Here is a 12365-nt window from a genome sequence, read left to right on the forward strand (position 1 = left end):
GACGCGGTGGCCCGTCCCGAGACCGGCACAATGGGCCCGTGGACACCGGCGACGAGCGAAGCGTGAGTGACGAGGGCGAGTTCGGGCTGATCGACGTGGTGAAGGCCGAGGCCGCGCGCGACCGCCCCTCCCCGCGCCAGGTCCTCATCGGCCCCGGCGACGACGCGGCGCAGGTGCTCACGCCCCACGGCTCGGTGATCGTGTCCACCGACATGCTCGTCGAGGGCCGCCACTTCCGCCGCGACTGGTCCTCCGCCGAGGAGATCGGTCGCAAGGCCGCCGCCGCCAACCTCTCGGACATGAACGCCATGGGCGGCGTGGCCACCGCGCTCACTGTGGGCCTTGCGGTTCCCGGCGCCCTGCCGACGTCGTGGGTGGCCGAGCTGGCCCGCGGCTTCGAGAAGGAGTGCGCCCGCGTGGGCGCCGTCGTGGTGGGCGGCGACATGACCGCTGCCGACCAGGTCGTCATCTCTGTGACGGTTCTGGGCGACGTGGCCCGCCCCGTGACGCGCGGGGGAGCGCTGCCGGGTGATGTCGTGGCTGTGGCGGGTCGGCTGGGGATGTCGGCGGCGGGCCTCGCAGCCATGAGCCGCGGCTTCCGCTCACCGCGCGCCGCCGTCGAGGCCCACCGCGTCCCCGATCCGCCCTACGCCGCTGGCCCCCAGGCCGCCGGTGCCGGAGCCACAGCGATGATCGACGTGAGCGACGGCCTCCTCGCCGACCTCGCGCACGTGGCCCGCCTCAGCGGCGTCGTCCTCGACCTCGACCCCGACGCCTTCGAGGTCCCCGCCCCCGTCGCCACCGTAGCGGAGGCCCTCGGCGCGGACCCCCTCAACTTCGTCCTGACAGGCGGCGAGGACTACGCCCTCGCTGCCACCTTCAGCGCCCAGACCCCGCTACCCGACGGCTGGCGCCAGGTCGGCACCGTCCGTGACGTCTCCGAGGACGAGTCACCCTGCGTCCTGGTGGCAGGCGATCCCTACGCCGGCCCCGCCGGCCACGAACACTGGCGCTAACAAGTTGAGCCAGTTAGGCGCCGACGGGTTAGCTGTCACATTCATGGAGTGCACCAGGCTCCGCGCCCTCGGCAGGTCATACCGCCCACTTTGACGCAGGTGCCCAGTGCCCACAGTTAGTCACATAGTCTGCGGTGGCTCGGCGCGCTGATGCTCCGACGGCTGAGGGCTGGTCCGCACAATGACCCTGCGGGTATTTCATTTCCGCACATGAATGACGCGCCAGGGAGGGAGTTCGTGTATTTTGTCGCTCGCTTGTGGTTTGATTTACCTCATGGAAAGTGCACGCGAAGCGGCCCTCGCAGCGGTCGAGCAGTTCCGAACCGACCTCGAATTGGTCGGAGCTAACAAGTCCCTCCACGGCCTCGTCAGTGATGTGTGGTCCCAGAATGTCGATCGCCACGAGCCCGACACCGCAGGCGATACCCCGCGATCGCTCGGGCAGAACTGCGTCGAAAACCTAAAGACCATCGCGCTCTGGCGTTACACGCACGACGAGCGCCAGTCTGTCGAGAACCACTGGAATATCCCCGGCCTACGCGTCGAGCTGATCAACAACACGCTCACACTGAACCTCGGCAACCGCCGCATCGTATTCATGAAAACCCCACCAAACCTCGGCCGACGACCCGACTTCGCACGATTCGCGAAATGGAGCACCCAGAGCGAGGTCCGTCTCGATATGGCGGCCGAGAACACCTACGCCCTCAACGGGATCAAGGCTGAGGACCTCAACCAGCTCACGATGGCTGACGACCCATACGACCCCACGAGGGTGCGCAACTTCATTGTGGTCTGGGCTGGCGAGGAAGACAGCCCTAGGACCGGAGCCCACCTGACCGTACCGATCCTTGGATCGAGTGCGTTCGCCGCACACGCCGAACTCTGGCACGACAAGAGCGATGGGGTCCGTCTGCGCCCGAATGTCCGCTTGCCCCAAGGTGCCGGCTTTGACACCCAGCCCACCGTCGAGCCCGCCATCACCCTCAAGGCGCGCCCGGCCGCCGAGGACAAAGGGTGATCAACACGAGCCGCCCTCCAGCAGCGTCGACCGACTTCGACGGCACACGACTCACAGTCGCCCGGCGACTCCGCGGCATGACCAAGACCGCACTGGCGAATCAAGTCGGAGTGACCCCAACGGCAATCGCGCATTACGAGAAGGGCGGGCGCCCCACCCAGGCCATGCTCGCCGGCCTCTGCCTGGCCCTCGGACTACCGCGGGAGTTCTTCGGAGCCGGCCGACCGATCGACCTGCTGCCAGCGTCGTCTGCGCACTTCCGATCTCTTCGGTCGACCAGCGCCGCCTCGCGGGAGCAGGCACTCGCGTTCGGGGAACTTGGTCTCGAGCTCGTCAGCCTTATTGACCAACACGTAGACCTCCCCGCGACCAACCTCCCCGACATCACCGTGCCCGAGCAGATCGAGGCCCACCACATAGAACAGGCCGTCGCCGAATTGAAGCTGACGTGGGCCATCCCTGCCGGTCCGATCGGATCCGTCGTCCAGCTCCTCGAGGCTAACGGCATCATCACGATGCGACTTCCTGAAGGAACCGATCCCAAGGTCGATGCCTTCTCCACCTATGCTGGCCAGCGCCCACTTGTTCTGTTAAGTCCTCGCACCGGTGACAAGGCTCGCGGCAGGTTCGACGCGGCCCACGAACTCGGACATCTGATCCTCCACCCCGACACCGAGCCCGGATCGAAGATCGTCGAGAACCAGGCGCACAGTTTCGCTGCGGAGTTCCTGATGCCGCGCGAAGAGATCATCGACCAACTCCCCCGACGGATCGACTGGCCACACCTGCACGAGCTCAAACGGCACTGGGGCGTCAGCCTGCGAGCACTCGTCTACCGGTCGAAGGCTCTTGGCGTGTTGTCTGACGCGTCCTATCGACGAGCCAACCAACAGCTATCGCAATGGGGCTTCCCCGAACCAGGCCCCCTTGGTCCCCCGGAGTCGCCGAGGCTTCTCGGAATGGTGCGCGATCTCATGCTCGACAGCGGCGTCGACTTCGAAGGGATCCTGTCATCTGGCCGGATCGTGTCCGATGTGGCTGACCAGATCATTGCGGCCGCGACAGACCCTCGTCCTCGAATTGAAATTGGTCTTGGCTCGGTGCCAAGAGATTGAGTTGAGAGGCGCGGCAATTCCCCTCAGCGAGCGCCTGACAGTACCGCGATGACAGCACCGCTCCGCCGCATCGACTAACCGAAGTTCCTCACCTGAGGTCCACACGGCTAGCTGGGTCTGCTTGAGCTGCCAAACGTCTTGGTCAGTTGGCGACGGTGAGGGCGTAGGGGACGTTCGAGTTCGTCAGGATCCTCTCGATCTGCGTTCGCAAGCCCGGCGGAACAACCAGGACCAGAAGCTTGCGCGCCCGACTCGCGCCTACGTACATAACACGCCGTTGTTCGCTGCTTTCCTGATGCTCCCAGTCGTCGAGAACGTGCGACGCCGCGCCGGGTCGCGACGGGATGTGAAGGACCACAGCATCAAACTCTTCGCCCTTTACGCCATGCACGTGACCCCATCGAACCCCCTCGACCTCGCTGCCGACCAGCATCCCCTCTGTACGGCTCTGCCAGAACTCCCAAACTTTTGGGGGGATCAAAAGTCGACGACCGACATCAGGCTGAAGATCGATGTGACACGCCGCAGCAAAGCCTTCATAGATTGCTCGCACGCTCGCCTTGCACTTCTTCGCGTCGGCCCAGGTCAGCGAGTCCTGCAACAGCCTCGCCACCTCGACGCGAAGTTGCTCAGGCTCGATCTTCAGTGCCGCGAGCTGGTCGGCGCGCGCAACCAAGTTGCCCTTGCTCTTGTACGACCCCTTCGGCTCGGCAGCAACCTCGGCATCCCAAGCGAACTGGCTTAAGATCAGAGCCTCGACCCTGCGCGTGGCCGCGAGGCGCCCGCGGCTATCAGCACCGGAGCGCAGCTCCGCCAACGCGGACAACAGGTCTTCCATCTGACTAACCCCGCCAGGCGCCTGCTTTCCTGCGCGGATCAGGGCTCGAGCGTCGGCACGGCGGTGCGCGATGACTCGAGTCTCAGCCCCTGTGATTCCATGCTGACGCGCGATCCCCAGCGCTGCGTGGCCTGCTTTTAGCTTGCTTCCGACCACGACATGGATGACCTCGGGACCGCCGCTGTGGTCGGTGTCGGGCACGATGGCGCTCGATCCGACGGAACGAAGGCTCGTCACAAGCGAGCAGATCGCCGGGGTGGACCTGAAGCAGGTCGTGAGGCTGGCGACCTCGTCAGGCTCCAAGTCTCGGCGAAATTTCTCGTAAAGTCCCGTAGAGCTCTGGCGGAATTCGTAGATCGCTTGATCGGGGTCAGCGACCATCACGACATGGATGCCAGCATCTTTCAAGCAGGCCAGCAGTTTGTACTCGATGTCGTCACAGTCCTGAAACTCATCGACGATCACCTCCTGGAAACGCGTCACCAACCGCTTCAGACAGTTGTTGTCCTCGACCATTAGTACCGTCAGGGCGCGCCTGCGAGCCTCGTTCGTGTCGTAGATGTGCGCGTCGTGAAGAGCCTTGATTCTGGCACTCCCGACGTCGTTGATGTCTTTCCTGCCCCAGTCGGAGAGCTCTCCCCAGGCGAACCGCTCGGCTCTAGGAAGACGCAACTCGTTAACCGTCCAAGTGCCGCCCTCCTGTCGCTCGAATCGCGACAGTGGAACCCCGGCCCCGCCGCTCTTGGGTCGGACGATTCGCTGAGAGTGCGGTAGATCGTCCCAGGAAGTTAGATAGGTGGGCGCCTTCCCGCCTGCCCGCATGATGAACGGGGTCAAGACATAGCGATGAAAGAACGCATCGAACGTGCCGATGAAGTTCGGCGGTTCGAGAAGGCCCGGCACGTCCCGGCACCGCGACCGGGCAACGTTCACGGCAGCGTTGGTGAACGACAACAGCGCGATTCGCTTTCCGGCCGCGGCTTGCAGACGAAGGCGAGCTACAACTGTCTTAGTCTTGCCCGCGCCAGGCCCGGCCTCGATCAGGCGGATTTGTGCACCAAGTGCCGTCTGCTGCTGTGTCGTGAGCTCCGGTCTCAACTGTTGTCTGGTCATGCGGTTCGGTCCGGAGCGGCGTGGGCGGCAGCGTCGACTACTTCCCGCAGGTACGCGGGCACAGTAAGGGTGCTGCCCTCCTTGCCCGTGGACTCCTCGATCGCGTCGGCCACAAGGTGGGCGAAGTCGCCCTTGCTGATGTCGAGGTACGGGCCATCGTCAGCGGACGTCCGACGAATGGCCGCCGCGAACCCCTCCGCGCGCTCATCAGGCGACTTCCCGTCGACAGCGTCGAGGACGTTCTTCCAGTGGTGGTCCGACTTCGGGTGCAGGACCTTAAATGCGTTCTGGAGGAGCTGCTCGTTGCCGGTCTCGCGGAACAGTTCTGCTTCCAGTGTCGTGCCACCGACGGTGACGTGCAGACGGCCGTCGGCGTAGGCCCGAGGGAAGTTAGTTTCGTAGGTGGTCTTGCGTACGTCACCGGCGCCGGTGTGATCGCGGTCGGTGACTACAACGACCCGATCAACGCGAGGGTGCTCCCCAGCCAGCAGAAGTTGAAGGTAGGGCTCGAAGTCAACCCCTTCGACGCTGATGATGGTTGCGCTCCGAAACTGCCTCAAGCGCTTCTTCGCCTCGTCCTCAGGTATGTCCGATCCATTCAGGTGGAACGTAGCGAGCGCGGGCAGGACCAACATCTCAGCAACGCCTTCGACCAGAATCACGTCTCGTGCGAACAGCAACGCTGCACGGGTCGAGTTCAGGTACCGGTCGATCTTGCGTCTCGCGGCCGGAGCGAGCCCCAACTTCGAGAGGGCTGTAGCGCGCGTCGACCAGTCCTTGGTGTCCTCGTCTCGGGCAATCACAACTATCTTCTCGATAGACACAGTGCTGGCAAGGACAGGCGAGTGGGTCGTGACGATGACCTGGACCTTCCCGCTCGTCTGGGCGCCTTCAGGCGCACCAGCTGCAGGGGTTCCGGAGCTCGCTGCCTGGGTGCGTAAGAAGTCGAGCAGCACGAGCTGGAGTTGGGGGTGTAGGTGCGCCTCGGGCTCCTCCACCAGGAGGAGAGTGAGGTCGCTGTCCTTCGCCTTGACCAACTGAAGGACGATCATCGAAATATAGAGAAGGTTGGCGTAGCCCAGACCGGTTGAGGCGACGTCCCCCAGATCGATGCCTTGTTCGGCAAGCTGGATACGCAAAAGTCTAGCGATACGACGAAGGTCCAAGTCTTGCTGATTCAAGCCGATGAGGTGCTCGCGATTGGGTGGGGTGGTCTGAGTGAAAAAGCCTTGGATGGCCTTGCTCGTGTTAACGGCCAGGGGATGCTTGGCGACACCCTCAAGCGCATTGTTGGCAGCGTCCAGAAAGTCCGATTCAACGTCGTGGTCCGAGTTAATTAGGATTCTGAGGACGTCGTGAAGTTGCGTCTGGTCGCCACCGTCGAGGTCGCGGACAGCGTCGCGAAGCGGCGGGAGGTAGACATGCGAGATCCTCCTACGTAACGCTGGCTCCGGGTCCTCGGCACGGCTTCCGGAAACTGACCAGCTGGTCACGCTACGGCGGGGCACCTCAGGGTTCGTCGCGAAGCTCGTCGTGTAGATCAAGTCGCCATGAGCGTCGAGAAGTTCCGCAAGGTACACAGCCTTTTCAACTTCGGTCAGCTCCCCGTAACGAGCGGTTACCTCGACCTGAACGCCCGGGCTCTCACGCCGGTCGAGGTCACGGTCAGCGGCGAACCAAGCGGTCTGTCGGCCAGAGGCGGGGAACGTCGCGAGTCGCAGTGCGTCGATGACGGCGCTCTTTCCAGAAGCGTTCTCTCCCACCAGGACCGTGATGTCCGAAGCGAACTCGACAGTGGTGTCACGGCAGGCGCGAAAACGCTGAAGACGGACCGAAGAGAGCTGCACGATGCCTCCGAGTGTGAACTGCCCGCCTCGTGCGAGCTACGACGCTGAACGGTGCCAAACGTGGCACTCTCTCCCGAGCGCAACCTGGACGTCTGACGTTAGAGGGCCGAGGGGGCCGGGGCGCTCGCGCCGCGCCGACTCCGCCGGACGTTAAGCAATTCGCTCTAATCGCACCCGATACCCAGACACCTCAGCCGACCATTGCAGACCTCTTGGCACCCACACAGCGAACATGGTCATCACTGCTTCGCAGGGCGCCGGGAATCGCGGGCCGGGTGGGTGACCACCCGATGAACTCCTCGAACGGGCAGTCACCATCTAATGTTGAGCTTTAGACAGCTCGGGAGCGTTCGGCCGGGCTGCGTCCGAGGAATGAGCGAGAATCGATGTCGGAGGGAGCAGCACCCGTTCTGCGTGAGGTCTCCAAGGCGCGGTTCGATGCCTTCGCCGGCTACGCACGCAAACCCGAAGTCGCGTTGCTTGCACGCGAGGTCGCTTGGTTTGAATCACGAGCCTCTGAAGTATTCGCCGCTCTTATCGTCGACCGCGACCGTGAGTTCTCTAGCATCATCTTTGCCGCCGACCTCGAGGGGCGATTTCGCTGGGTAACTCAGTCCGACTACTTCGGCGCAATCCCCGAGGCCATCGAGGCGCTTGACCGACTCGCCGCACAAATCTTGGCTGACGTAGGGGCCCCGAGAGCAGGGCGATGAGTCCGGAAAGCCCGTCAACTTTTTCGCACCAAGGGGTTCCGTCAAGCGACTTCACCCGAGTTACGTGCACGTCGTCGAAGGGGAAGGCCATCACGCAGCGCGCGAACTCATCGCTGTCTTGATGCGCTGGTACAAGAACAGCGACGGCAACTTTATCGAGCAGTTCCAGTCAACTGGGTTCGACGCACGCATCTGGGAACTCTATCTTTGGGCCACTTTTGTCTCCCTCGGCTACGAGGTCACGATGCCCAAGCCGAGCCCTGACTTCGTTGCGCGCGGCCTCGGTGGAGAATTCGCCATTGAAGCAACGACATTGAACCCAACTATCAAGCACGGTGAAGTCATCGAACCCCCCCGTCCCGAGAAAGTCGAAGATCTTCAGGCGTACGGCGAGCATTACCTGCCCATCCGCTACGCCGGAGCACTCATCACCAAACTCAACAAGCGCTACTGGGATCAGCCCGATGCAATGGGCAAGCCGCTCATCATCGCCGTCCAGGACTTCCACGACGAAATGTCAATGAGATTTAGCCAAGGTGGCCTCATTGCCTACCTCTACGGCATCAGCATCTTCGACAACGACCCCGACACCGGAAAGCCCGCACTCATCACCGAGCACGCGTGGGGCACCAAGGTCGTGCCGTCCGGCTTCTTCACCCTGCCTGACTCTGAACACATCTCAGCGGTCATTTTCAACAGCCAGGGAACCCTCGCCAAATTCAACCGCATCGCCATCAAGTGCGGATTCGATCCCCGGGCAGCTCAACTCATCCATATCGGACGACGACTCGACTTCACAGGTGACGCACCCACCCAGGTTCCGTTCACAGCCGCGGTGACGATCGACTACCCCGAAGACTGGGTCGACGGAATGGACGTTTTCCACAACCCGAATGCCAGCATCCCTCTCAACCCGGACTTAATACCGGGCGCCGCGCACCACATCCAAACGCCTGGAGGCAACATGAGGGAGCTCTACCCCGAAGAGCACCTGCTGACGTCCACTACTCGCATCATCATTTCGACTGGCGGCTAACCGACCGCGATAGCCAGACGCCCATTGGCGACTATGAAGTTCCGAAGACCAGTGGCCAAGGGGCATGACAAATCGCCGTACCGCTATGGGTCAACCCGGCGATCAGCCGCACCCGGCTGATCTGTTGCCGCCGCCGTATGCGGTGGAAGCTGCGGGCCGCGAGCGGACATAGTCAGGAGCCAGTCGCGGGTGGTGCGTCATTCCACCGCGTATGTATCGGGCGACGTCCTGATCGGCCGACGTCACTGCGAATGTTCCGCACGGTCTACCGTGGGCTGGTGCCCTCAGCCCGACGACGACTCTTCGTGAAGAGCGCCGGGCTCCGGGCTACGCAGTGGGGAGCGCTGGCCCTGCTCCTGCGACCTTTGTACATCGCGACCGAGTTCATCGTTGCGGCGGGAACCGAGGGCGGCTACAGCTTCCTCTCCGACTCAGTCAGCCGACTCGGTGAGACCGGTTGCTCGGCGGCATACTGCTCGCCGCGGCACGAGCTGATGAACGGCTCGTTCATCGTCTTCGGTGTGTTGCTGGTCGCTGGCGCGGTGCTGCTCTTGCGGTCGCTGGGGCTATGGGTCACGGGGCTGCTCGTGATCTCAGGGCTGAGCTCGGTCGCCACTGGCCTCGCGCCCCTCGACCAGGACGCCACCTTGCATGCGATCGCCGCGACACCCCTGTTCGTGGCGCAGCCAGTCGCGCTGATCATTCTTGGGCTGCGGTCACGGAAGGACGGCCCTCGTCTGGCTTGGGTTCTGGTGGCTTTGGGAGTCGTGACCAGCGCCGCGGCGGTCTCGTTCGTGCTCTCTGATGGCGACTCCGCATCAGGAGCCTTCGAACGCCTTGCCCTGTGGCCGGTGCTGGTCGCGCTGGCCGGGTTCGCGCTAACGCATTTCCCGCCCGCCAGTCGCTCGGAAACCGATCCTCGCTGAGCGCCGATATAGCTGGTCGGCGGCGAAGGAGTTTGGTCGCAAGGCCGCGGCCGCCACCCCGTTGGACATGAGCGTCATTGGCGGCGCCGACACAGCAGATGTTGTCGGCCTAGCCGTGCTGGGCGCGCTGCCCTCGTGGTGGGTGGACGAGCTGGCGCGGGAGATCGAGGAGGGAGCAAGTCTGAGGTCTGTGAAGCGTTAGACCGTAATGTTGGTGCCATGACCGTCAGGCACAACAGGTGTGCGTTCTGTTTTGCCGACAGTGAGGAATTTCCGTTGCTGACGGCTGAGCACCTCTTGAGCCGGCCGGTGGCCAGTAGTTTCGGTATCGATCGCACAGCGACTTTTGCCCGCTTCGATGAAGACGACTCGCAAATTCGCTGGACGACGGTGAACGGGGTGAAGCGGAAGTGCGTCTGTGCCGCATGTAACAACGGTTGGATGAACGCGTTGGAGCATGACATGGGAAGGGTCGCCAACTGGGTCGATGCCGGTTCGGCCGAACTTCGCACTGGCGAGCTGGATGTGCTGGCAGCTTGGTCGGTGAAGACGCACTTGCTCTTGTGCCACATCGAGGGGCGCGCTGGCGAGTTCGGAGATTCCGACGAGGCCGTTGTGCCGCCAGCGTCCGCTGCCCGCGCTGTCTACGAGAGGCGATTCAGCGACCTTGATGGCTTGGTACTCGGTCTAGCTGCCAACTCGTCGGATACCGATTTCGCTTATGAATTCGGAACGCCGGGCAGGGTTTCGTTTGGTGACCAGTTGAGAGGTGGGCGAACATGCCCGGTCTCAATCGTTTCAGTTGGGCGCCTGCAGATCTGGATTCTGACCCCCCTGCCGCTCGATCCTGAGGTGCGTGTCGCTGACGGAGTTCGCGCGGCCGCGGCTGGTCTGCGTTTCGAGGACCTGACCGCGATGCCCGCAATCGGAAACCGAGCCTCGATCAGCATCAACTACCGGGCTGATTGGCCGTTAGGTTAGACGGCGGTGTTGATGTAATCGACTCGACGTTCTCGTATGACGATCGATGGGGCTAGTCCTGAATACGCGCGAACGGGCGCTCGGCCTCGAGCTCGTAGGCAAGCTCCAGGAGGGTGCGCTCAGCGCCGTTGCGGCCGTTGATGTGCACGCCGATCGGGCGCTGGTCCGTGGTCTGGGCCAGCGGCAGCGAGATCGCCGGTGAGCCGGCGGCATTGTTGAGCGGGGTGAATGACGCGTAGTTCACGAGGCGCTCGAACATCTGGGGGAACTCGCCAGCGGGGGAGAGGTAGCCCAGCTCGGGGGTGGTGTGGGCGAGCGTGGGGGACAGGGCGACGTCGATGCGGTTCTTGTCGAACTCCGAGGCGTAGAGCTTCTCGGAACGCTTGAGGGTGAGGATCGCGCCGGGGGTGCGCCAGATGTTCCGCAGGAACCGCTTCGAGAGGTACTGCGTGAGCGGGTCGGTGAGGGACGGGTCGAAGTCGGGGTGCACGACCTTCTTGCCGAAGCGATGCATCGAGAACGCAAGCATCGCCCAGTAGTGGGTGAAGGCGGTCACGAAGCGCTCGTCGGTGGGGATGGCGATCTCCACCACCTCGTGGCCGAGCTTCTCGAGCGACTTGGCGACGTCGAGCACCGCGGCGCGGGTCTGGTCGTCGGTGGGGCGGGTGAGCGAGTCGAGCACCATGCCGATGCGGAGGCGGCGCTTGCCGGGACCCTCCACCAGGCCAACGGGCGGCAGGCCCGGAGCGGGGCGGTGCTCCTCGGCGCCCGCGAGGAAGTGGGCGGTGTCGCGGACGGAGCGGGTGACCACGCCGTTGCTGATGACGTCGACGGGCAGCTGGTGCGACTCGGCGGCCAGCGCGACACGGCCACGCGTCGGCTTGAGACCGACGAGCCCACAGGCGGCTGCGGGGATGCGGATGGATCCGCCGCCGTCGTTGGCGTGGGCGATGGGGACGACGCCCGATGCCACCAGCGCCGCGGCGCCGCCCGAGGAGGCGCCGCTGGAGTAGCCGGTGTTCCAGGGGTTGCGCGTGGGCGGGAGCGTGGCGAACTCGGTGCTGGCGCTCCAGCCGAACTCCGGCATCGTCGACTTGCCCAGCACGACGAGGCCGGTGGAGCGCAGCTGCGTCGTGAACTCGGCGTCGGCGGCCTTGGGGATGTTGGGGACGGCGAGGGACCCCTCGAGCGTGGCCAGCCCGGCCACGTCGGTGTTGTCCTTCACGAACGTCGGCACACCGGCGAGGCGACCCGTGTGGGTGCCGTCGGCCAGGGCCCGTCCGCGCTCGTAGTCGGTGACCACGATCGCGTTGAGATCGGGGTTCACGCGCTCGGCGCGGGCGATGGCGGCGTCGGCGGCCTCGCGCGCGGAGATGTCGCCGGCCGCAATAGCAGCAGCGACCCCGACGGAGTCGAGGTCGCTGAGGGCGTCGTCGCCGAAGGCGTGGACGCGAGTCTTCGTGGTGTCAGTCACACCATGGGACTCTAGGGCATCTGTCCCACTCGGGGAGCAGGGTCAGCGAGAGACCTTGCCGGCCTTGAGGCACGACGTGCAGACGTTGACCCGCTGCGGCGTGCCGTTCACGACGGCGCGCACACGCTGGATGTTGGGATCGAAACGACGCTTGGTGCGTCGGTGCGAGTGGGAGACGTTGTGACCGAAGCCGGGTCCCTTGCTGCACACATCACAGACCGCTGCCACGGTGACCACTCCTGAAAATCAAGCTTGACGAATGAAAGAGGCGCCCGGCCGCACGAG

At 64.1% G+C, this 12365-nt stretch carries 11 protein-coding genes; 7 read left to right on the forward strand and 4 right to left on the reverse strand.

Features of this window, described 5'->3' with window-relative positions; genetic code table 11:
- Window positions 1-62: 62 nt before the first annotated feature.
- The 3 genes from ASD11_RS04220 to ASD11_RS04230 all read left to right on the forward strand — a co-directional run bounded on the left by ASD11_RS04220 (window position 63) and on the right by ASD11_RS04230 (window position 3152).
- The gene (locus tag ASD11_RS04220) at window positions 63-1016 is read left to right on the forward strand and encodes a thiamine-phosphate kinase (RefSeq protein WP_082554389.1); all 954 of its coding nucleotides are present in this window, start codon (window positions 63-65) and stop codon (window positions 1014-1016) included.
- A gap of 274 nt (window positions 1017-1290) precedes the next feature.
- On the forward strand, window positions 1291-2037 hold the full coding sequence (locus tag ASD11_RS04225) for a hypothetical protein (RefSeq protein ID WP_056283721.1): 747 nt from the start codon (window positions 1291-1293) through the stop codon (window positions 2035-2037).
- A complete protein-coding gene (locus tag ASD11_RS04230; protein ID WP_056283723.1) occupies window positions 2034-3152 on the forward strand; it encodes an XRE family transcriptional regulator in 1119 nt (372 codons plus the stop codon). The genes ASD11_RS04225 and ASD11_RS04230 overlap by 4 nt, the downstream gene beginning before the upstream one ends.
- A 142-nt stretch (window positions 3153-3294) precedes the next feature.
- Here ASD11_RS04230 and ASD11_RS04235 read toward each other — a convergent pair whose 3' ends face one another.
- The gene (locus ASD11_RS04235) at window positions 3295-5103 is read right to left on the reverse strand and encodes a UvrD-helicase domain-containing protein (RefSeq protein WP_082554159.1); all 1809 of its coding nucleotides are present in this window, start codon (window positions 5101-5103) and stop codon (window positions 3295-3297) included.
- Entirely contained in the window at window positions 5100-6950 is a 1851-nt protein-coding gene (locus ASD11_RS04240) for an ATP-dependent nuclease (RefSeq protein WP_056283727.1), read from the reverse strand. Before ASD11_RS04240 ends, ASD11_RS04235 begins: the two co-directional genes overlap by 4 nt.
- A gap of 386 nt (window positions 6951-7336) precedes the next feature.
- Here ASD11_RS04240 and ASD11_RS18005 point away from each other — a divergent pair, with 386 nt between their 5' ends.
- From ASD11_RS18005 to ASD11_RS18010, 4 genes are all read left to right on the forward strand, one after another.
- Window positions 7337-7663 (forward strand): hypothetical protein, encoded by a 327-nt coding sequence (locus tag ASD11_RS18005; protein WP_156464577.1) that lies wholly within the window; start codon window positions 7337-7339, stop codon window positions 7661-7663.
- A gap of 64 nt (window positions 7664-7727) precedes the next feature.
- The gene (locus ASD11_RS04245; protein ID WP_056283732.1) at window positions 7728-8699 is read left to right on the forward strand and encodes a hypothetical protein; all 972 of its coding nucleotides are present in this window, start codon (window positions 7728-7730) and stop codon (window positions 8697-8699) included.
- A 305-nt stretch (window positions 8700-9004) separates the two neighbouring features.
- Window positions 9005-9625, forward strand: coding sequence for a DUF998 domain-containing protein (locus tag ASD11_RS04250; RefSeq protein WP_056283735.1), 621 nt, complete (start codon window positions 9005-9007; stop codon window positions 9623-9625).
- A gap of 219 nt (window positions 9626-9844) precedes the next feature.
- Window positions 9845-10606, forward strand: a complete 762-nt coding sequence (locus ASD11_RS18010) for a hypothetical protein (RefSeq protein ID WP_156464578.1) — start codon at window positions 9845-9847, stop codon at window positions 10604-10606.
- A 52-nt stretch (window positions 10607-10658) separates the two neighbouring features.
- Here the strand turns inward: ASD11_RS18010 and ASD11_RS04255 are convergent, their stop codons facing one another.
- Together ASD11_RS04255 and rpmB are read right to left on the reverse strand one after the other, a co-directional pair.
- Window positions 10659-12080 (reverse strand): amidase, encoded by a 1422-nt coding sequence (locus tag ASD11_RS04255; RefSeq protein ID WP_056283740.1) that lies wholly within the window; start codon window positions 12078-12080, stop codon window positions 10659-10661.
- Window positions 12081-12122: 42 nt separating this feature from the next.
- A complete protein-coding gene (rpmB, locus tag ASD11_RS04260; RefSeq protein WP_040320687.1) occupies window positions 12123-12308 on the reverse strand; it encodes a 50S ribosomal protein L28 in 186 nt (61 codons plus the stop codon).
- Window positions 12309-12365 lie beyond the last annotated feature (57 nt).

The organism is Aeromicrobium sp. Root495 (genome assembly GCF_001426755.1).
In the GTDB taxonomy this organism is placed as follows: domain Bacteria; phylum Actinomycetota; class Actinomycetes; order Propionibacteriales; family Nocardioidaceae; genus Aeromicrobium.

Coding starts and splice junctions, on each gene's coding strand:
- ASD11_RS04235 (WP_082554159.1), bottom strand. CDS start 5,103: ATGACCAGACAACAGTTGAGACCGGAGCTCACGACACAGCAGCAGACG.
- ASD11_RS18010 (WP_156464578.1), top strand. CDS start 9,845: ATGACCGTCAGGCACAACAGGTGTGCGTTCTGTTTTGCCGACAGTGAG.
- ASD11_RS18005 (WP_156464577.1), top strand. CDS start 7,337: ATGTCGGAGGGAGCAGCACCCGTTCTGCGTGAGGTCTCCAAGGCGCGG.
- ASD11_RS04225 (WP_056283721.1), top strand. CDS start 1,291: ATGGAAAGTGCACGCGAAGCGGCCCTCGCAGCGGTCGAGCAGTTCCGA.